16 protein-coding genes are annotated in these 20,247 nt (G+C 65.0%); 2 read left to right on the forward strand and 14 right to left on the reverse strand.

Annotated elements, in window-relative coordinates:
• Window positions 1-65 precede the first annotated feature (65 nt).
• Window positions 66-494: a GNAT family N-acetyltransferase gene (locus FJ959_RS06185; RefSeq protein ID WP_140629073.1), complete on the forward strand. Its 429-nt coding sequence runs from the start codon at window positions 66-68 to the stop codon at window positions 492-494.
• Here the strand turns inward: FJ959_RS06185 and FJ959_RS06190 are convergent, their stop codons facing one another.
• The 9 genes from FJ959_RS06190 to murA all read right to left on the reverse strand — a co-directional run bounded on the left by FJ959_RS06190 (window position 495) and on the right by murA (window position 11,306).
• On the reverse strand, window positions 495-1,610 hold the full coding sequence (locus FJ959_RS06190; protein ID WP_140629075.1) for an anhydro-N-acetylmuramic acid kinase: 1,116 nt from the start codon (window positions 1,608-1,610) through the stop codon (window positions 495-497). It lies immediately after the preceding gene.
• Window positions 1,610-2,611 carry a serine hydrolase gene (locus FJ959_RS06195; RefSeq protein WP_140520909.1) on the reverse strand — a complete coding sequence of 334 codons (1,002 nt, stop codon included), beginning with the start codon at window positions 2,609-2,611 and terminating at the stop codon, window positions 1,610-1,612. Before FJ959_RS06195 ends, FJ959_RS06190 begins: the two co-directional genes overlap by 1 nt.
• A 103-nt stretch (window positions 2,612-2,714) precedes the next feature.
• The gene (locus tag FJ959_RS06200) at window positions 2,715-4,463 is read right to left on the reverse strand and encodes an ABC transporter ATP-binding protein (RefSeq protein WP_140629077.1); all 1,749 of its coding nucleotides are present in this window, start codon (window positions 4,461-4,463) and stop codon (window positions 2,715-2,717) included.
• Complete coding sequence (locus tag FJ959_RS06205; protein ID WP_140629079.1) at window positions 4,460-5,299, reverse strand: ABC transporter permease; 840 nt, start codon at window positions 5,297-5,299, stop codon at window positions 4,460-4,462. The genes FJ959_RS06200 and FJ959_RS06205 overlap by 4 nt, the downstream gene beginning before the upstream one ends.
• A complete protein-coding gene (locus FJ959_RS06210; protein ID WP_140497735.1) occupies window positions 5,299-6,258 on the reverse strand; it encodes an ABC transporter permease in 960 nt (319 codons plus the stop codon). Before FJ959_RS06210 ends, FJ959_RS06205 begins: the two co-directional genes overlap by 1 nt.
• 148 nt (window positions 6,259-6,406) lie before the next feature.
• The gene (locus tag FJ959_RS06215) at window positions 6,407-7,921 is read right to left on the reverse strand and encodes an ABC transporter substrate-binding protein (protein ID WP_140497737.1); all 1,515 of its coding nucleotides are present in this window, start codon (window positions 7,919-7,921) and stop codon (window positions 6,407-6,409) included.
• Window positions 7,922-8,061: 140 nt separating this feature from the next.
• Window positions 8,062-8,994: an N-acetylmuramic acid 6-phosphate etherase gene (murQ, locus tag FJ959_RS06220; RefSeq protein WP_140583840.1), complete on the reverse strand. Its 933-nt coding sequence runs from the start codon at window positions 8,992-8,994 to the stop codon at window positions 8,062-8,064.
• Between the two features lie 174 nt (window positions 8,995-9,168).
• On the reverse strand, window positions 9,169-10,053 hold the full coding sequence (locus tag FJ959_RS06225) for an N-acetylglucosamine kinase (protein ID WP_140629081.1): 885 nt from the start codon (window positions 10,051-10,053) through the stop codon (window positions 9,169-9,171).
• Window positions 10,050-11,306, reverse strand: a complete 1,257-nt coding sequence (murA, locus tag FJ959_RS06230; RefSeq protein ID WP_140629082.1) for a UDP-N-acetylglucosamine 1-carboxyvinyltransferase — start codon at window positions 11,304-11,306, stop codon at window positions 10,050-10,052. Before murA ends, FJ959_RS06225 begins: the two co-directional genes overlap by 4 nt.
• Before the next feature lie 169 nt (window positions 11,307-11,475).
• Between murA and FJ959_RS06235 the strand changes: the two genes are divergently transcribed.
• The gene (locus tag FJ959_RS06235) at window positions 11,476-12,336 is read left to right on the forward strand and encodes a MurR/RpiR family transcriptional regulator (RefSeq protein ID WP_140497745.1); all 861 of its coding nucleotides are present in this window, start codon (window positions 11,476-11,478) and stop codon (window positions 12,334-12,336) included.
• 15 nt (window positions 12,337-12,351) lie between these two features.
• Here the strand turns inward: FJ959_RS06235 and fhuB are convergent, their stop codons facing one another.
• The 5 genes from fhuB to FJ959_RS06260 all read right to left on the reverse strand — a co-directional run bounded on the left by fhuB (window position 12,352) and on the right by FJ959_RS06260 (window position 19,942).
• Window positions 12,352-14,340: a Fe(3+)-hydroxamate ABC transporter permease FhuB gene (fhuB, locus tag FJ959_RS06240; protein ID WP_210239499.1), complete on the reverse strand. Its 1,989-nt coding sequence runs from the start codon at window positions 14,338-14,340 to the stop codon at window positions 12,352-12,354.
• Window positions 14,341-14,351: 11 nt separating this feature from the next.
• Window positions 14,352-15,200: an ABC transporter substrate-binding protein gene (locus tag FJ959_RS06245; RefSeq protein ID WP_224680222.1), complete on the reverse strand. Its 849-nt coding sequence runs from the start codon at window positions 15,198-15,200 to the stop codon at window positions 14,352-14,354.
• Between the two features lie 49 nt (window positions 15,201-15,249).
• Entirely contained in the window at window positions 15,250-17,439 is a 2,190-nt protein-coding gene (locus FJ959_RS06250) for a TonB-dependent siderophore receptor (RefSeq protein ID WP_140629086.1), read from the reverse strand.
• A gap of 138 nt (window positions 17,440-17,577) precedes the next feature.
• Window positions 17,578-18,462, reverse strand: coding sequence for an AraC family transcriptional regulator (locus FJ959_RS06255; protein ID WP_181169536.1), 885 nt, complete (start codon window positions 18,460-18,462; stop codon window positions 17,578-17,580).
• Between the two features lie 124 nt (window positions 18,463-18,586).
• Window positions 18,587-19,942, reverse strand: coding sequence for a glutamine synthetase family protein (locus FJ959_RS06260; RefSeq protein ID WP_140514618.1), 1,356 nt, complete (start codon window positions 19,940-19,942; stop codon window positions 18,587-18,589).
• Between the last annotated feature and the right edge of the window lie 305 nt (window positions 19,943-20,247).

A 20,247-nucleotide genomic window follows, 5' to 3' on the forward strand; every position in this document is an offset into this window, starting at 1 on the left:
GCGTTGCGCAGGCGCTCCGGCCTTCGTAACTCTGTTCATCTCCCGTTGCGCATTTCGGATGAGCCATGATCACGACACTTGAAACGACGGCAACCCCCTTGCCCGAGGAGCTCGCCTTTCTCGGCGAGCGGTTGATGGCGTTCAACGACGGCGATGTCGGCGCTTCCGAAAGGAAGGCCCTTGCGGTGTTCGTGCGTGATGAAGCCGGCGCGATTGTCGCGGGCACTTCGGGCTACACCGCCTGGGGCTGGCTCTACGTGCAATGGCTGTGGGTCGACGAAAGGCTGCGCGGTCGGCACATGGCCGGCACGATGCTGGACGCGGCTGAGAAGGAGGCGATGGCGCGCGGCTGCCAGAACGCCTGGATCGACACCTTCAACCCCAACGCCGCCAGGGTCTATCGGCGCCAGGGCTATCAGCCCTTCGGAACGCTCGCCGATTTCCCCGTCGGCCGCAGCCGCGTCTTCCTGCAGAAAAAACTGTCGGACGCCTGATCAACCAGCCAGCCGTCCGCCGCGCATCGGCTGCGGCGCGCCCGTCGTGCTGGGGAAACTGATCGGCAGGCCGCGCAGCACGCGCACCGCCAAAAAGGCAAAACACTCCGCCTCCACCGCGTCGCCGCTCCAGCCGAGGCTTTCGGCCTGCACCACCTCGACACCGGCGCGGCTAGCGATCATTGCCATCATCGTCGGGTTGTGGCGGCCGCCGCCGCTGACCACCAGTCTTTTCGGCCGGCTCGGCAGAAGATCGAGTGCCTTGCCGACCGCGGCGGCGGTGAAGGCGGTCAAAAGCGCGGCGCCGTCCTCGGCGTTCAGGCCATCCGCCATGGCGGCGCCGAAGTCGAAACGGTCCAGCGATTTCGGATAGGGTTTGGTCAAATAGGGATGTTGCAGCAGCTTGGCGAGCCGGGCTTCGTCGACCGTTCCCGCCCGGCCAAGCGCGCCGTCGCGGTCCATTTCGCCGAGCCCCTTTGACTTGATGAAGTCGTTGAGCGGCGCGTTGGCGGGGCCGGTGTCGAAGGCAACGACATTGTCGCCGCCGTCCCACCAGGTGATGTTGGCGACGCCGCCCAGGTTGAGCACGGCCACCTCGCCACTGGCGCCGGCGCTGCGCATCAGCGCAGTGTGATAGGCGGCCGCCAACGGCGCGCCCTGTCCTCCGGCGCGCATGTCGGCAGAGCGGAAATCATAGGCAACCTTGGTGCCGAGGATCGCATGCATCAACTCGCCGTCGCCGAGCTGCCGGGTCTGGCCGAGCCGGCCGATTTGCGGCGCGCGATGCAGCACGGTCTGGCCGTGGAAGCCGACGACGCCGATGTCAGCCATCGTCATCCCATAACCTTCGACGAGCTCCCCGACCGCCGCCGATTGCGCGCGCGTCAGCGCCTCCTCGGCGTCGCGGAAGATCGCCGGCTCCGGTCCGGTGAAATTCCAGGCTCGCGCCTGCTTCAGCGTCTCTTCCAGCAGCGAGCGGATCGACGGGGGGTAGGGCATCAGCCGGTAGGTGCCGAAATCGTCGATGCGCTCGCCATCGGTCTTGATCAGGGCGACATCGATGTTGCCGTCCAGCACGGTGCCGGTCATCAGGCCGACGGCCCAGATGGATTCCATTATCGAACTCCATTGATGAGATCGCCGACCGCTTGGCGAAGCGCGACGATTCCGCTGTCGAAGTGACGTGTCGGATGGATCCGGTTGGTAAGCAAGGTCCAGGCCTTGCCTCTGTCGAAGTCGATCCACAGCCCCGTGCCGGTAAAGCCGGTATGGCCTATCGTTCCGGGGCCGCACAAAGCGCCGCCGGACCAGCCGTCATAGGGACGCTCCCAGCCATGGGTGCGGGTGGCGGACAAGGGCGTGCGCATCGGCGCGATCGACCGTTCGGATGCGCCGGTCAGCAGCCCTTGGGCGAAATCGAGCACCGAGGCCGCCGTGCCGAACAGGCCGGCATGGCCGGCCCCTTGCAGCGCCGCGCAATTGTCGTCGTGAACCTCGCCGGACAGAACCCGATGGCGCCAGGTGCAGTCTTCTGTTGCAGCGGCGAGATCTGGCTCGGCGGACCACGCAAAGCCCGGGCCGGGCTCCATGTCGCGGATGGTTTTGCCCGACAGCCGCTCGAGCGCAAAACCGAGCAGGATGAAATTGATGTCGGAATAGACCGGATCGCGGGCCCGCCATTCCCGTTGCAGGATGAAGGCGCGCAGCAAGTCGGGGTCGCGCCCGTAAGTGTAGATCGGTTCGACGGCCGGGAAGGGCGTCTGGTGCCCGAGGCACTGGCGAAACGTCACCTTCCGCTCCCAGGCACTCGCGTCATATTGGCGAAGGTCCGGCAGCACCGAGACGAGTGGTGCGTCGAGATCGATGGCACCGTCCTGAGCCAGCGCCAGAATGCGCGGCGTGGTGAAGATCACCTTGGTCAGGGATGCCAGGTCGAACCAGGTCTCCTCACGCATCGGTCGCTGCTTAGGCACGAGTTGGGCTGAGCCGATCGCCCTGGTGATGCGGTCGCCATTCCTGTCAACGATGCCGAGCACGCCACCGGGGATGCGCTTGGCGGCAACTGCCGCTGCGAGTGGTTGGAACGCGCGGTCGAAGATCTGGGCGAGGTTGGTCAATGCGGGCCTCCTGAAAGGCCGAGTTCCGTCACACCCCCCTCTGCCCGGCAGGACAGAGGGGGGTGCTGTCCCGCCGACCTAACCGAGCCCAGGGCACCATGCATCACCCTTCCACCCTCGCCATATGATCTACCCCAAATTCCTCCCATCTCGCCGGCGCCGGCTCAAACCCTTGCGGGCGCACCAGGGAAGGCACCTGGCGTGTGTCGACCTCGAAACGCTCATGCCGCCGGTCGATGGCCGGAACCGCTGATATGAGCTTCTTCGTGTAGGAATGTTTCGGCGCCGACAGCACCGAGGCCGCGTCTCCGATCTCGACGATCTGGCCGGCATAGATGACGGCGATGCGATGAGCGATCCGCTCGACGACAGCCATATCGTGCGAGATGAACAGATAGGCCAGCCCGAACTCGCGCTGCAGGTCGACCAGCAGCTCCAGCACCTTGGCCTGCACTGAAACATCGAGGGCGGAAACCGCTTCATCCAGAACGACGACCGACGGGTTGAGCATCAGCGCGCGGGCGATGCACAGCCTTTGCCGCTGGCCTCCGGAGAATTCGTGCGGATAGCGCTGCAAACTGTTCTGCGGCAGGCCGACGCGCTCCAGCAGGCTCGCCATCCTGGCTCGCGTTTCGGCGTCCGCCCGGCCGCCATTGGCGATCACCGGCTCCGCCAGGATGCTCTCGATGCTCAGCCGCGGGTTGAGCGAAGCGTAGGGATTCTGGAAAACCATCTGCACGGGCTTGGCGCCGTGCTTTGCCGAGGCCGTCCGGGCGCCGACCGAGAAGCTGCCGCGCGTCGAGCGCACCAGCCCAAGGACTGCTTTCGCGGTGGTTGATTTGCCCGAGCCACTCTCGCCGACAATGGCCAATGTCTCTCCCGGCATCAGGTCGAAGTCGACACCGTCCACGGCGTGCACCGCGCCGCTGGCATGGCTGAAGAAACTGCTCTTGAGCGGAAACCGCACCACGAGGCCGTTGACCTCAAGGGCCGGGTCCGTCCTTGCGTTCTTGTCGCGCTGCCCGTCCGTGCGTGTCGCGCGGCCGTGGGCGAAATGCGGCACATCCTGCAACAGATGCTGCGTGTAGGCGTGCTGCGGCCTGTCGAGGACCTGGTTCAGTTCGCCCTGTTCCACGGCCTGCCCGTTCTGCATCACCATCACAGTGTCGGCGATCCCGGCGACAAGGCCGATGTCGTGGGTGATGAAGATCATCGACATGCCGCTTTCCTGCTTGAGCTCCGCAAGCAGCGCCATGATCTGCGCCTGTACCGTCACATCGAGCGCCGTGGTCGGTTCGTCGGCGATCAGCAGACGCGGATTGCAGGCGAGCGCAATGGCGATCATTACCCTTTGCAGCATGCCGCCCGACAGCTGGTTGGGCGTGTATTTTAGCCGCCTTGCCGCATCGGGGATGCGCACCCGGTCGAGCGCGTCCTTGGCCGCCGCCGTGGCCTGCCGGCCGGTCAGGCCGCGATGCAGCCGGAACGATTCCTCGATCTGGGTGCCGATCGTCAGCACAGGATTGAGCGAGGTCATGGGCTCCTGGAAGATCATGCCGATCTCTGCGCCGCGAATCCCGGTCAGTTGCGGCTCGGTCGCGGTCGTCAGGTCGAAGAGACTGCCGTCGGCCCGTTTCAGCGTCATGGCGCCGCCGGTGATGCGGCCGCCGCCGAAATCGATGAGACGGTTGATCGACAGTGCGGTGACGGACTTGCCCGAGCCGCTTTCGCCGACAATGGCCAGCGTTTCGCCGTCGGCGAGATCGAAGCTGACGCCGCGCACCACCTCATTGGCTCTCGGGTCGCGGCCGAAGCCGACGCCCAGGTTGCGGACCGACAGAAGCGGGATCATGCGAGCGCTCTCCGCATCTTCGGATCGAGGATGTCGCGCAAGGCGTCGCCCAAGAGGTTGAAGCCCAGAATACTGATCATGATCGCCAGGCCCGGGAAGATCATCAGCCATGGGGCGGTTTCCATCAGATTGCGGCTGTCGCTCAGCATCAGTCCGAGCGAGGCGGCCGGCGGCTGCGTGCCGAGACCGAGGAAGCTCAGGCCGGCCTCGGTCAGCAATGCCCAGGCGAGCGCCAGCGTCACCTGGACGGTTAAGGGCGCGATCAGATTGAGCAGCAGGTGCCGCGTGATGATGTAGCTCGAGCTGCTGCCGAAGGTGCGCGCGGCGTCGACGAATTCGCGCGCCTTGAGCGACAAAGCAGGGCCGCGCACCACGCGTGTGAAAATCGGCATATAGACGATGCCGATGGCGACCACGCTGGTCCATGTGCCCGGTCCGGCAACGGTGACGATCAGCAGCGCCAGAAGAATGGCAGGAAAAGCCAGCAGCACATCCATGATCCGCATCAGCACGCCGTCCCAGCGACGCCCGAGCCAAGCGGCGGCGAGCCCAAGCACGGTGCCGGCAAGCGCGGCGAAGGCGACCGAAAAGAAGGCCACTGTGAAGGACTGGCCGACGCCCGCCATCAGCCGGCTCGCCACGTCGCGGCCGAACAGGTCGGTGCCCATCGAGTAGGCGGCACTGGGCGCATGCAGCCGGTCGACCCGGTATTGCGTGATCGGATTGTGCGGGGTCAGTCCCAACAGGCCGAGGATGGCGACCAGGAGATAGACGCCGACGATCACGCCGCCGATACGGCCGCTGCTGTGCCTGAAGATGGCGCGCAGCATGCGCATCACTGCTCGCCCAGCCGGATGCGCGGATCGAGCGCGACATAGGCGAGGTCGACCAGGAGATTGACGATCATGAAGTTGAAGGCGATGAACAGCACGCTGCCCTGCACCAGCGCGTAGTCGCGCTGGAGGATGGCGTCGAGCACCATGCGGCCGAGGCCGGGCAGGGCATAGATCTGCTCGACGATGACCGCGCCGCCGAGGAGATAGCCGAACTCGATGCCGCTCAGCGTCACCACGGGGATCAGCGCGTTGGGGAGCGCATGTCGCCAGATGACGCTGCGCGCCGAGGCGCCCTTGCTGCGGGCGGTGCGCACATAGTCGTCGCTCAACACGTCGAGCATGGCCGAGCGCGAGATGCGGGTGACCGAGGCGGCGAAGGCGAAGCCGAGCGTGATGGCAGGCAGGATCAGCTGGCTGAGATTACGCAAGGGATCCTGCCAGAGCGGCGTGAATTCGCCCATGGCCGGCAGCACGCCGAAGCCGGCCGACAGCGCGTAGATGATCAAAAGGCCGAGCACGAAGCTCGGCGTCGACTGGCCGATCATAGCGACGACGCGCACACCGAGGTCGGACAGTTTCTCACTATGCGTGGCGGCGTAGATGCCCGCCGGCATGCCGGCTGCGAGTGCGATGATCATCGACAGCACGGCCAGTTCCAGCGTCAGCGGGAAGCGCTCGAGGATGACGTCCAATACCGGCCTACCATAGGTGACGGAGATGCCGAAATTGCCGTGCAGGATGCCGCCGATCCAGCGCCAGTACTGGACGAACCAGGGCTGGTCGATGCCGAAATAGGCGGCGAGCGCATCGCGCTGTGCCGGCGTCAGCAGGCCGGCTTCGGTGCCCAGCATCGCGGTGATCGAATCGCCCGGCACCATCCGGATCGCCACGAAGACCAGGATCGACACGCCAAGCAGGACGAGAGGAAACGCCGCAAGTCGTCGCATCAGATAATTCACGCGAAGAAGACCTCTCGTCTAGAGCATGATGCCGAAAAGTGTGAAACGGTTTTCGGACGACATCATGCTCTATCCCTTTGATCTGGAGGCGGATTCAAATTTCAGGTCGATTCAACCTGAAATCATCCGTCTCCAGGGCCGCCCACGGCTACTGCTGGATGGTAACCTTGCTGAGGCTGAACAGCGTGCCCGTCGGCGTCGGCACGAACCCGGCGACGTTCTTCTGCTGGGCGGTATAGCTGTAGGACGTGTAGAGCCAGATCCAGGGCGAGACTTCGGCGAGGTGCTTCTCGAACTCGGTGAAGATCGCCTTGCGCTTGGCCGGATCGGTCTCGGCGCGGCCTTTCTGCATCAGGCTGTCCAGCGTATCGTCGATGTAGTTGGCCACCTTCTGCAGATTGCCTGATTTGGTCCAGTAGCGGTTATACATGGTGTAGGGGTCGGCGCGGCCGCCATTGAGCGCGATCGCCATGTCGAAATCGCCCTTCAGCCAGGCGTCGACATAGACGTTGAGCTCCATCATCTTGATGTCGAGCTTGACGCCGATCTCGGCGAGCTGCGATTGGATGACCTGGGCTTCTGCCGCCGCCGTCGGCGGCTCGCCGGTGGCGCCGATCACGGTCGCCGAAAAGCCGTCGGCAAAGCCTGCCTCCGCCATCAACTTCTTGGCCTTCTCGACATCACGCTTGTAGCAGAAGAGCTGGCTTGGATCGGTCGCAAGTGCTGGGATGGTCAGCGGTCCGGTGACCTTGCCTTCACCGAGCGCGGCGGTGTCCAGAACCTCCTGCCGGTCGATGGCGCAGGAGATCGCCTGGCGCACCTTGAGTTCGGTCATCGGCTTGCGTGACGGATTGAGCTGCAGCACGTTATAGGCCAGCACCGGCGCGCGGTTCAGTTGCAGGCTAGCCTCCTTCGGCACCAGCGTGGCGACGAGCGGATCGTTGAGCAGCGCGAAATCGACCTGCTTGGTACGCATGGCGGCGAGGATCGCCGCTTCATCGGGCAGCACGCTGATTTCGATACCGTCGACGCCGGTCGCGCCGCCGGCCCATTCCTTGTTGGCGCTCAAGACTTCCTTGGCGTTGGGGTCCCATCTATCGAGCTTGAACGGGCCGGAGCCGACCGTTTTGGTGCCGATCGAGCCGGCCTTGATCTCGGCCGCCGGCACGATGGCCGCGTTGATGTCGCTCATCGCCGTCAGGATCGGCGCGTCGGGCTGCGATAAATGGAACACGACGGTTCCAACGTCCGGCGTGTCGATGCTGGCGATCGACAGGAAGTTGGCGCGGGCGGCGGCGCCTGTCTTCTCGTCCAGGATGCGCTCGAAAGACGCCTTGACGTCGGCCGAGGTCACGGCAGCGCCGTCCTGGAATTTCGCCTTGGGATCGAGCTTGAAGGTCAGCTCCTTGCCGTCCTTGGAGAATTCCCAGGACGTGGCGATGGCCGGGATGATCTGCAGGCTGGCATCGACCCGCACCAGCGGCTCATAGATCAGCTCCAGGAGCCGCAGCGAGGAAAAGGCCGTCTGCTTGTGCGGATCAAGTCCCGTTGCGTCCTGCGACCAGGCCATGTGCAGCGTCGCCGCCTGCGTCGAGACCGTGGCGATGCCGAGCATGGCTGCGAGCGTGACGCCCGACAGCAGCTTTCTTGTGAGGTGAACCATTCTCGTCTCCCATCTTTGCTTGAACCCGATGCCCTTGCAGTTTCTGCGGACCGCTTCCAAGACACACGCGCTTTGGAGCATCGGCCCAGTCTATGCGGCTTCGCGCCGTCTTGTGTAAAGCAGCTTCACGCCGTCTGGTCTCAAGCGCCTTCATGCGTCTCGTCGCTGATTGCCTTTCGCAGGAAACCCCTTGCCTTGGCGAGGGCTGCGCGCGCCTCCTCGACCTCAAGCCCGGTGATGGTCAGCAGGATCGCCAGCTTCACGTCGTTGCCGGTCCGGCCGAGCGCCTGGCGCGCCTGCGCCGCCGTGCAGCCTGTGGTCTGCATCACGATTCTGGTTGCCCTGGCGACCAGTTTCCTGTTGGACGGATTGAGGTCCACCATCAGGTTCTGGTAGCTCTTGCCGATGCGGATCATCGAGGCCGTGCTCAGCATGTTGAGCACCAGCTTCTGCGCCGTTCCGGATTTCAGCCGCGTCGAGCCGGTCAGCACCTCGGGACCGACGACCGGCGAGATGGCGATGTCGGCAATGCCTGCTATGGTCGATGCCGGATTGCAGGACAGGGCGACCGTCGTTGCCCCCACCTGCTTGGCATAATTCAACCCGCCGATCACATAGGGCGTGCGCCCGCTGACCGCGATGCCGACCACCACGTCGTCCGGGGTGAGCTTGATGTCCTGCAAGGCCCTGGCGCCCATCTTGGGATCATCCTCGGCCCCTTCGGTCGAGCGCACCAGCGCGTCGGGCCCGCCGGCGATCAGGCCAACGACCATGCCTTCCGGCACGCCGAAAGTGGGCGGACATTCCGAGGCGTCGAGCACGCCCAGCCGGCCGCTGGTGCCGGCGCCCATATAGATAAGCCGAGCGCCTTTCTGGAAGGCGAGGACGATGCGGTCGACCGCGGCCGCGATGTCCGGCAGCACCTTTTCGACCGCTGCCGGAACCACCCGGTCCTCGTCGTTGATCTTGCGCAGCACATCGATCGTCGGCAGCAGGTCGATGTCCATGGTCCGCGGATTCCGGCCTTCGGAAACCAGCCGGTCCAGCTCGGACATCAAACCTTGCTCGCTCATCCCAGTGCTTTCAAATCAGTGCTTTCAAAAATCAGGCCGCTCAGCCTGTTCGGAAGTGGTTCCTCTTTGGCTCCGGCACACGCGTATTTCGTTATGCTACCCCGTTTCGTTAACGTATTAGAATTCAATATTCGGTCCGTCAACGGAAAGATGGAATAAATTATTCCTTCCGCGCTAATGCTTGCCGAGTGACCTGCGGGCAAGAATGATCGCCCCGGAAACCGCGTCGCCATCGGCGGCTTTCAGGCGCCGGCGAACGTCGGGTGCGAGCCATGGTTCGAGCGGACTGGCGAGCCCGCCCAGCAGGGCCACGCGCGGCGCGCCTTTTTCGAACAGAACCCGCACCAGCGTGTCGATCTGTTCGGCGGCCTTTTGCACGATGCGCCGCCCTGCCGGATCGCCTTGGTCGGCGTGGCGCATCACCATCGGCGCCAGGGCCGCATAGTCGGTGGCGCTGGCGCGGTCCATCCAGGCCACGGCTTGCATCGGGTCGTTCTCGAAACGCTGCATGACTTCCGCCAGCAGTGCCGTGCGCTCATGCCGGCCGTCATGGGCGCGCAACGCCAGCTGCACGGCTTTCAGCCCGAGATCGGCGCCGCTGCCTTCGTCGGAGATCGGAAAGCCATAGCCTCCGGCGCGCAGGTCGCGGCCCTCGACGAAGCCGAGGCCGATCGAACCGGTGCCGGCGATGACGATGGCGCCGTCCTGGCCCGAATGCGCGCCGAGGCAGGCGGCGACGCCATCGCTGACGAAATCGATGCTGGCAAAGGGATGCGTGATCGCCCGCAGCGCCTCCAGCGCGCCCTTGCGGCCGATCCCGGCAAGGCCGATGCCGGCGTGAATCCGGGCGCTTTCCGCCGCGCCGAACCCTGCCTCCTCGATCGCCGCGCCAAAGGCCTTGGCAACCGACGCCCAGGCCGTATCGATGCCGAGCCGCGTCGACGCCGGACCGGAGAGGCCTTGTCCCAGCACGGTTCCCTCGGCATCCTCGACGCGGGCGCGACAGCCGGTTCCGCCGCCGTCGACGCCGAGAAAATAATCGGAGCGGCCGTTGTTCATGCGCTCAGCCGCTCGATGTCGGCGCCGCACAGACGCAGCTTGCGGTCCAGTTGCTCATAGCCACGGTCGAGATGATAGATCCGGTTGATGGTCGTCTCGCCCTCGGCGACCAAGGCCGCCAGCACCAGCGACACCGAGGCGCGCAAATCGGTGGCCATGACTTGCGCGCCATGCAGTTTCTCGCCGCCGCGCACCAGCGCGGTGGTGCCTTGCAGCTTGATGTTGGCGCCGAGCCGCATCAGTTCGGGAACATGCATGAAGCGGTTCTCGAAAATGGTTTCGCGCAGCAGCGACGCACCCTGCGCGCAGCACATCAGCGCCATGAACTGCGCCTGGAGATCGGTCGGAAAGCCCGGATAGGGTTCCGTCGTGACGTCGGCGGCCTTGAGCGGCTGCTCGCGCGACACGATGAGCCCGCGGTCGCCCGGCCAGACGCCGACGCCGGTCGCCTCCAGCAGTTGCACCACGGAGGCCATGTGCTCGAGCCGGGCATGCGTCAGTTCCAGTTGCCCGCCGGTGATCGCCGCGGCGATGGCATAGGTGCCGGCCTCGATGCGGTCGGGAATGATGTCGTGCCTGGCCGCGCGCCAGTCCGTGTCGCCGGCGATCAGGATGCGATGCGTGCCGGCGCCTTCGACGCGCGCGCCCATCGCGTTGAGGCAAGCGGCGAGGTCGGCCACCTCCGGCTCGCGCGCCGCGTTGAGGATTTCGGTTTCGCCCTTGGCCGTGGCCGCCGCCATCATGGCGGTTTCCGTCGCCCCCACCGATGGCGAGCTCAGCACGATGCGCGTGCCGGTGAGCCCGTTTGGCGCCGAGGCGACGATCAGCCCCTTCTCGATGGCGATGCGGGCGCCCAGCGCCGCGAGTGCGGCGACATGCATGTCGACCGGCCGCGCGCCGATCGCGCAGCCGCCGGGCAGCGAAACCCGCGCATGGCCGAAACGGGCGAGCAGCGGCGCCAGCACCAGCACCGTCGCGCGCATCTTTCTGACGGTGTCGTAGGACGTCTCCCTGGAAACGGCGGCACTGGTGTCGATCGTCGCGGCATGGGCCGATCGCGTCACCTCTGCGCCGTGCAGCCGCACCACGCCGAGCATGTTCTCGACATCGGTCACATCGGGCAGGTTGGTCAGTTCGAGCGGGTAGGGACTGAGCAGCGCCGCCGCGATCTGCGGCAGAGCGGCGTTCTTGGCGCCCGATATGGTGACCGCGCCTTGCAGTCTTTGCCCGCCGACGATGCGCAGTCTGTCCATGGCTGAAACCTTGTGCGCCGGGCCGCGTCCGGGCGCGGCGCTCTCGAAAGCTGTTCCCGAGCTCAATCCGGCCCGCTTGAGAATTAATTCCGCGTTCTTGGCTGTCAATCGAAATTGGAATAAATTATTCCTTGGCCGTGCGGCTGGACGCCAAAGCGCAAGGGGAATCATGTCCGTTCTGAACAGGATCAATGCCAAGCTCGACGGCATGGCGCCCGGCGATCGTGAGATCGGCCAGTACATCGTCGAAAATCCCGAGGAGATGCTGCGGCTGTCGACGGCTGCTCTTGCGGCTGAGATCGGGCGCAGCCAGTCGAGTGTCGTCAAATTCAGCCAGAAGCTCGGCTATGCCAGCTACCAGGAGCTCAAGCTCGCCGTCAGCGAAGCCAAGGCGCGGGAATGGCAGGTGCCGGCCGGTATGATCCACGGTTCGATCGAGGTCGGCGACGGCTATCAGGTCATCTTGAAGAAGCTGATCGGCAGCAAGCTTCTGTCGATGGAGCGGACCGTCGCCGCCAACAGCGAGCGGATCATCTCCAGGGCGCTGGAACTGCTGGATGGTGCGCGCCGCATACATCTGGCCGGTGTCGGCGCCTCCTCGCTGGTGGCGCGTGATTTCTCCTACAAGCTGATGAAGCTTGGCCGCAATGTGCTGCATGACAGCGACAGCCATATCCAGATGGCCAATGCCTCGACGCTCGGGCCTGACGATGTGCTGTTCGCGCTCTCCCATTCGGGCGCCAGCATCGAAACTCTGCGCATCGCCGAGCTTGCCCGCAAGCGCGGCACCATGGTGATCGCGGTCACCGGCCTGCACGACAATCCGCTGAGCCGCGTTGCCGATATCTGCCTCTACACCATCGCCGACGAGGAGCGTGCGCGCTCATCGTCCATCACCGCGCGCGATGCGCAGCTGACGCTGACCGACCTTCTGTTCATCCTCCTGGTGCAGAAGCAGCCGGACGCCAATGACTACGTCCACAACAGCGAGGCGGCGGTCTCGGTGCTGAAGGCCGAATGGTCTTCCTGACATGCCCGGACCGCGTCAGCCCTGACGAGGCACGCCCTTGGCAAGCAGGTAGACGAGATACGGCCCGCCGAGCAGTGAGGCGAACAGGCCGACAGGCAGTTCGTACGGGAAGGCCGCCATGCGCGACAGCCAGTCCGATATGGTCATCAGCAAGGCGCCCAGAAGCATCGCCCCGGCAAGATGAATGCGTGCGCGCCAAAAGCCGAGGAGCCGGGCAAGGTGTGGCGCGATCAGGCCGACGAAGCTCAACGGGCCGACGATCAAAGCGGCCAGCGCGGTCAGGAGCGCGCTGACGACGACCAGCATCAGCCGCCCGCCGGCTACGGGCACGCCAAGTCCGCGCGCGCTGTCGGCCCCGAGCGGCAGGATGTCCAGCCAGCGCGCGGCAAGAAAAAGCGGCAGCGTCAGTGGCAACAGGCAGGCCAGTGCAACGGCTGCGTCCAGGGCGGTCGCCTGGCCGGTCGAACCGCTCAGCCAGCGCAACAGCACATAGGACTGTGTATTGCCCATCGCGATCGTCGCGGTGATCAGCGCGCTGCACAGTGCGCTCATGGCAATGCCGGCAAGCAGCAATCGGTCGGCGCCGAACTTTGCCTTGGCGGCGATGGCCAGCATGGCGGCCAGTGCCGCCAGTGAGCCCGCGGCCGAGCCGGCGAGCTGCCAGCCGAGCCCGGTCGTTGCGCTGACCGTCAGCACGGCGGTCAGACCGGCGCCCGCGCCGGTGCCGACGCCAAGCACTTCGGGGCTCGCCAGAGGGTTGCCGGTAACGCGCTGGATGACCACGCCCGCCGCCGCGAGCATCGCGCCGGCGGCCGCGGCCACGCCGACACGCGGCGCGCGCCAGGAGACAAGATCGGCCAGCAGGTCGCCGCTGGCGATCGACCACCCTGCCGGTCCGCGCCCGACCACGAGGGCCAAGGCGGCAAATGTGAGCGCAAGCAAGACGAGGATGATGAGCCACGGACGGCGGGCCTTGCGCGGCGTCACGCCATTGGAACCGAGATGCGGCCATTCGAACATGCGCAACCGCGGCAGCAGCCACAGCAGCAGTGGGCCGCCCAGAAGCGCGGTTCCCGCGCCGGTCGGAATACGCTCGCCGCCGGAGCCGGCGGCCAGCTGGACCAGCCCGTCCGTCAGCCACAGCAGTACCGCGCCGATCAGCGGCGCGGCGATCAGCTTCTGCCGCAGGGTGCGCGCGCCCGAAAGCATGGCGAGCGCCGGCGCGGCAAGGCCGACGAAACCAATGACGCCGATCTGCGCCGCGACCGTCGTTGCCATCCATACCGCAAGAGCGATGATGAGAAAGCGGCTGGTGTGGCGGGCAACGCCAAGGCCGCGAGCCGAGGCGTCGTCGAGGCCAAGGATGGTCAGCGGCCGCGCCAGCATCAGCGCCGCGGCGGCGCCGGCCGCCAGCCTGATCGTCAGCGCGATGGCCGGTCGCCAATCCTGCTGCACCAGCGACCCGCCGCCCCAGATGAACAGCGAGAACAGGTAATCGCCATTGGCGAGGATCAGCGCGGCGCTGACGGAACTCGCGGTCAGCGCCACCATCATTCCGGCGAGCACGACCGACACCGGCTCCAGCCCGCGCCGCCAGGTCAACGCCAGCACCAGCAGCACAGCGGCGGTGCCGCCGGCAAAGGCCACCAGCCCTTGCGATCGCTCCATCAGCAACGGCGCGTAAAGCGAGGCGAGCGTCATCGCCAGTTGCGCGCCGCCCGAAATGCCGAGCGTCGATGGTTCCGCCAGCGGATTGCGCAGCACATGCTGCAACAGCAGGCCGGACAGGCCGAGCACGGCGCCCGCCAGCACCGCTACGACGGCGCGCGGCAGCGAGCTGTAGAACAGGATGACATGGCGGAGATCGCCCGGCACCGATGCCGGCTGCTGCATGCCGACGCGCCATGCGAACAAGAGTGCGGCCAGCCCCGCGAGCAGGCCCCACAGGATGATGGGCGACAGCGCGCCGCCGATGGTGCGGTGAGGTATCTCGCTTCGGGCCACAGCGCGCTCCGTCACGAAGCATGACCCGCAAGCGCCGCCGTCGCCAGGCGCGCGAAGCGGCGGGCCGACGGCAGGCAGCCGAAATGGTTGATGGCTTCGAGCACCGCGACGCGGCCCTGGCGCACGGCCGGCAGCGCGTTCCACAAGGCATTGGTGGGAAGCGAGCGCCCGACGTCCGCCGGCAAGGGCGAGACGATCAGGATGGAGGCCTCGGGCACCCGCGCCAGCGCCTCCAGGCCAACGGGTGCTGCCGCGCTGTAACTTGTCTCGTCGGACCAGGCATTGACCAGGCCGAGCCGCGTGAGCACGTCACCGAACATGGAGTCCCGGCCGAAGGCGCGGAAGTGCCTGGAGTCGCCGAGGCTAATGACAAAGACCGGCCGTGCGGACCTGGTTGGCAAGGCGGCGCGACGCCGCGCTATGTCGTCGGCGGTTTCGTCGAGGTAACGCTTCGCCTCGGCCGGTCGTCCGAGCTTCTCGCCCAGCGCCAGCGTCGCTGCCTCGGCAAGAGCGTAGGGCGGTACTCCGGCCTCGTAGACGGTTTGCGCGAACACCGGCGCTATGCGTTCCAGAATCGGGCGTTGGTACTCGTAGAAATTGGAGATGACGATCAGGTCCGGCGCGACGATGCGCAACAGCTCGTAGTTGGGCGTGCCGCGCAGTCCGAGATCGGTCACGGTTTGGGGAACGGCAGGCTCGACCGCAATCCTGCGGAACTGGATCAGTTCGGTCGCCGCCGCCGGCTCGACGCCGAGCGCCAGAAGCGTTTCCAGCATGCCCCAATCGATCGCGGCAACATTTGGGGTCGCAGTCCTGCCGGCAACCGGCGGCAGCAAGGCCGCGGCCGTTAGCGCAAGCACCTGCCGTCTGTTGGGCGGATGGATCATCGCCGGTGGGTTCGGTCCATGACTACCAACTCGTGTGCGCCTTCAGCTTGAAGGAGCGGCCTTCGCCGTAGGAGCAGGTGAGCGTTGTCTGGCAACTCGACACATAGCTCTTGTCGAAAAGGTTGGTGATGTTGAGGTCGACGCCCCAGTTCTCTTTCTCGTAGCCGAGCTTCAGGTCGGCCAGCGTTACCGCCGGAACCTTCGATGTATTCTCATTGTCTGCCCATGAGGAGCCGATATAGCGCAAACCGCCGCCAATCGAGATGCCGTCATACCAGTCGCCACGGAAGGTGTAATCGACCGATGCGGAAGCCATCACTTCCGGCACGATGAAAGGCGTCTTGCCGATGAGCGCCGGGTTGGCGTCCTTGGTGATGTCGATGTCGTAAGCTGTGAATGCACCGGTAACCCGGAAATCCTCCGTCACGTTCACCTTGCCTTCGAGTTCGACGCCGCGTGAACGCACCTCGCCGGTCTGCATCTGGGTGAAGGGAGTGACATTCGACGGCACGTTCTGGCGGGTCAGGTCGAACAGCGACAGGGTGAACAGGCCATCGACAAAAGTCGGCACGTATTTCACGCCGACTTCGTATTGCGTGCCCTCTTCCGGCTTGAACAGATTGCCCATCGCATCGGTGCCGATGATCGGATTGAAGAAGGTGGCGATGCTGGCATAGGGGGTTACGCCGTTGGCAAACTCATAGGCCAGGCCGGCGCGGCCGGAGAAGTCGCCAACCGTGCTGCTCTGCGTGCTGGAGCCCGCCGAGTAATAGGTCGGGCGGTTGTCGGCTTCGAGCCAGCCACGGTCGTAGCGGCCGTTCAGTGTCACCAGCCAACCATCGCCGAAGCGCATTTGATCCTGTGCATAGAAGCCAAGCTGCTTCTGCGTCAGGTCCTGATTGAGATAGCTGACGCGAGGCGTCAGCGGCGAACCGTACACCGGATCGAAAGCGTCGATCGGATTGTCATAATTGGGATCGTAGAGGCCGGAAGACTGTACCTGGTCGATGTTGTAATATTTGAAATCGACGCCAGCGAGGATCGTATGTTCGATCGCACCGGTTGCCACCTTGCCTTCGATCTGGTTGTCGGCGAGGAACGTCTTGGCCGTGGTGTCGTGATCGAAATTGATGCGCGCCAGCTCGGTCGGCCCTCCGATGGTTGACCAGCCGTTCGGATAGACGCTGACCTCGTCGATGTCGGCGGCGGTGAAACGGGCGCTGGAGCGAACGGTCCAGTCGTTGTCGAACGTGTGCTCGAACTCGTAGCCGAGGGAGTCCTGTTCGCGCTTGTAGAGATCGATGCTCGGCTCCGTGAAGTTCGCATCGGGATCGATGCGGCCATAGTTCACGCCGCCGACAATGTGATCGACCACGGTGCCATCGTAGGGCAGGAAGCTGCCGCCATTATGGTTCTCGTCGATGTGGCTGTAATTGGCCAGTATGGTTAGCGTGGTCGCTTCGTCCGGCTTCCAGCTAATGCTCGGCGAGATGAAGCCGCGCCAACCGTTCTGCAGGTCGCTGTTGGTATCGCCGCCGGCGACCTTGCCCGTCATCCGGTAGCTGACCGTGCCGTTGTTGGCGACGTCGCCGATGTCGAAGCCGAGATAGACATTGCCGGCATCGTTGATGCCGGTTTCGACATAGCGCGTGCGTTCGAAGTCTGGGCGCTTGCTGACATAGTTGACCAGGCCGCCCGGATTGCTGCCGCCATAAAGCACCGAGGCCGGCCCCTTCAGCACTTCGATGCGCTCAAGGCCGAAGCTGTCGACATAGAAACCGCCGAAACCATAACTGAACAGCTGGAGGCCATCCATGTAGGTGCCGGTGGCCGTTGCATCGAAGCCGCGAATGTACATCCAGTTGGTGTCGCTGTCGGGACCGAAGGGTTGGGCAAAGACGCCGGCGGTGTAGCGCAGCGCCTCGTCAGCTTTCTGTGCACCCTGATCCTCGATCTCCTGCCGTCCGACCACCGAGACGGATTGCGGGACCTCCTTGATGTCGGTCGCCGTCTTGGAGCCGGTTCTGGTCGTCTTGGCGACGACGCCGTCGACCGGCCCGGTCGCGCTATCTCCGGCCTCGCCTTCGACCACGACCGGTTCGAGCTGGGTGCTGGATTGCGCCGTCTGCGCGAACGCCGGCATTGGCGGGATCATCGCGGCAGCTGCGACGCCAGCCGCCAAAAGCGCCTTGATCCGGTAAATTCTGCTCATTCAGGAAAGTCCCCGCCTGTCGTCGTTGAGATACTTGATGGTTTACCTCAACTTATCAACGGGTCATTGGACTGATTTGGGCGGCTTGTCCATTCTTGTCCAAACCACTGATATCGCGGGTGCCGTGTTGCGGAAATGTCACCGGCGGCCGGCGCTCTTCATCCACGCACCCGGGGTCAATCCGACCACGGACTTGAACACGCGGGTGAGGTGCGCCTGGTCGAAGAAGCCGGTGGCCTGGGCGATGTCGCCAAGCGAGGCAGCCTCATGCGCCATCATCGCCTTTGCCCTGTCGATCCGCACCTGCATGTGCCAGCGGTGCGGCGGCACGCCCGTTGCCGCCTTGAAGGCATGGCTCATCGCGGTTTCGGACAGGCCGGTCAGCGCGGCAAGATCAGCAAGGCGGATCCTGTCCAGGCAGTGGGCGTCGATGTAATCCGTGACGAGGCGCAGTTTGCGGCGGGGCAGGGGCGACCGGCGCCTGGCGGCACTTGGCCGGTCTATCCGGAAAAGGCATGCGAACAAGGCGTTGAGCAGACCTTCGCCATAAAGATCATGCAGGTTCCACTCGCTGCCGCATTCAGCGGCGATAAGGCCGGCAAGCGTAGCGATCCGATCATCGCGAAACTGGAGGCGCGAGATCTGCAAGGCATCGCGATCGAGGCTGCGGCCGAAGCGGCGGGTCAGTGTCGCCGCGTCGAAATGCAGGTCGAGATGCCTGATCCGTTTGAGTCCCTCGACGCGGCCGCGGATCGGCACCCCGGCCGGTATATAGGCTGCGGAAAACGCCTGGTTGTGGCGGCGCGGTTCGCCCTGGGCGCCTTCGACGACGAAGGCACCGTCGCCGTCGATATCGAGAGCGACGAACAGCCGGGGGTCGGGAGAGATGTAGTAACCCTCGGCATTGTCACCGCATGAGACGTCCCAGAGGTCGGCGACCACGCCGTCCCAGACGTGCCATTTCAGGTCGCCAATTACGGCAAATCCCTGAATCCGGCTCTCCATGCGCGCGACGAAGGTCAATTCTGCTTATCCCGGGCATAACATGATAGAAACTATCATGTTATGCCCGGTCAGCGACAGCACCGCAAGCCCTTGCGTCGAAGGTCGTGCTGAGCCGACGCCGCTGCTGTCGGTCAGCGCAGCCTCAGACGCTTTCGAGATAGGTCTCGATCTCGAAGTCGCTGACGTTGAGCGCGAACGTATTCAGTTCCTGGCGTTTGCAGGCGATGAAAGAGTGGCGCAGGATCGCCGGGAAGATCTCCGCCACATGCGTCCCGCTTTCAAAGGCCGCGATCGCGGATGCCCAGTCCGGCGGCAGCTTGGCCGGGGCAAGGCCTTGCCCGTCGTTCCCGGTTGGGTCGCCCGGTGACATCTGCCTTTCGATGCCGACCAGTGCCGCGCCCAGTATGGCGGCAAGCACAAGATAGGGATTGGCGTCCGCTCCCGACACGCGATGCTCGATCCGGCGCGCACCAGTCGGGCCGCCGGGAATGCGGATCGCGACCATGCGGTTCTCGTAACCCCAGGCGACGGCGGTCGGCGCGTAGGATCTCGGCCGGAGCCTGCGGTAGGAGTTGAAATGCGGCGCGAACACCAGCGTGCTCTCGGCCATCGCCGCCAGCAGTCCGCCGACAGCGTGGCGCATAATGCCGGAGCCCTGGTCGGTGCCGTCGTCGAAGACGTTGCGCCCGTTGGCGTCGACAAGGCTGAAATGGACGTGGAAGCCGTTGCCGGCTCGGTCGCCATAAGGCTTGGCCATGAAGCAGGCGGCAAAGCCGTGCTTGCGGGCAATGCCCTTCACCGTGCGCTTGAACAGGACGGCGTCGTCGGCCGCCCGCAGCGCGTCCGCGACATGGTTCAAATTGATCTCGAACTGGCCGACGCCGTTCTCGGCAATGGCGGTATCGACGGGAATGCCTTGTGCTCGGCAGGCTTCGTAGATGTCGTGGATGAAGGCCTCGAAGTCGTCGATCTCGTCGATTGACAGTGCCGCGTCGGAATCCAGACGCCGCCCGGTGACCGGCGAGACAGGCCCGACCGGTCGCTGCGATTGCGGGTCGACAAGATAGAATTCGAGCTCGGTGGCGGCCACAGGCGTCAGGCCCAAAGCCTTGTAGCGGTCGAGGATACGGGCCAGTGCCCGCCGGGGATCCCCGAGATACGGTGCGCCGCCTTCGTCGGCGAGCCAGAGCGGGATGAGGGCGGTCGGATGCGCCGTCCAGTTCACCGGAAGGATGCCGCGGCCGGTCCATTGGCACAATCCGTCTGCGTCGCCGGTCGAGAACACCAGCGCGTTGCCTTCGATATCCTCGCCCCAGATGTCCAGCCCGATCAGCGAATAGGGCATGCGCAGCTTGCCCTCCAGTGCCTTGCGCGCCTGCTCGACGGGGATGCGCTTTCCCCGCATGATGCCGTTGAGGTCGCACACCGCGGCCCTCAGGCTCTGGATGTCGTTTCGGCTCTCAAGCCAGCTCAGAACGTCCGCAATTGCATCGCCCAATTTCCAACCTCTGGTTTCGAAGGTGCCCGAGCCCTGATCGGCCGCGCTGTCCCTGGTAAAAATGGCTTGTGAGTTTTCGGGATCCATATCTGGCCGCAGCCGGATGTTTCCCTATTTATTCAAGTCATTAGCTGGGATGTCGGGAGGCATTTCAAAACCAGTTGCGCGATCTGCGACCGAAACATAGAGGCAAGAGCGTGGAAAGCCAAGGCTCGGCATCGGGCTTGGCGCGCGCAGGGTGAAGCCGGGATGCCGGCATCACTCTCGGGCATGCGCGGCCGTCGTGGGGATATGAAACGTCCCTA

Origin of the sequence: Mesorhizobium sp. B2-2-4 (assembly GCF_006442375.1) — a bacterium.
Taxonomy (GTDB): Bacteria; Pseudomonadota; Alphaproteobacteria; order Rhizobiales; family Rhizobiaceae; genus Mesorhizobium.

Bases quoted from the DNA above. Each gene is read 5' to 3' on its own strand.
- FJ959_RS06215 (WP_140497737.1), bottom strand. From the start codon at position 7,921: ATGGTTCACCTCACAAGAAAGCTGCTGTCGGGCGTCACGCTCGCAGCC.
- FJ959_RS06250 (WP_140629086.1), bottom strand. From the start codon at position 17,439: ATGAGCAGAATTTACCGGATCAAGGCGCTTTTGGCGGCTGGCGTCGCA.
- FJ959_RS06200 (WP_140629077.1), bottom strand. From the start codon at position 4,463: ATGATCCCGCTTCTGTCGGTCCGCAACCTGGGCGTCGGCTTCGGCCGC.
- FJ959_RS06235 (WP_140497745.1), top strand. From the start codon at position 11,476: ATGTCCGTTCTGAACAGGATCAATGCCAAGCTCGACGGCATGGCGCCC.
- FJ959_RS06185 (WP_140629073.1), top strand. From the start codon at position 66: ATGATCACGACACTTGAAACGACGGCAACCCCCTTGCCCGAGGAGCTC.
- murQ (WP_140583840.1), bottom strand. From the start codon at position 8,994: ATGAGCGAGCAAGGTTTGATGTCCGAGCTGGACCGGCTGGTTTCCGAA.
- FJ959_RS06225 (WP_140629081.1), bottom strand. From the start codon at position 10,053: ATGAACAACGGCCGCTCCGATTATTTTCTCGGCGTCGACGGCGGCGGA.
- FJ959_RS06190 (WP_140629075.1), bottom strand. From the start codon at position 1,610: ATGGAATCCATCTGGGCCGTCGGCCTGATGACCGGCACCGTGCTGGAC.
- murA (WP_140629082.1), bottom strand. From the start codon at position 11,306: ATGGACAGACTGCGCATCGTCGGCGGGCAAAGACTGCAAGGCGCGGTC.
- FJ959_RS06205 (WP_140629079.1), bottom strand. From the start codon at position 5,299: ATGCGCATGCTGCGCGCCATCTTCAGGCACAGCAGCGGCCGTATCGGC.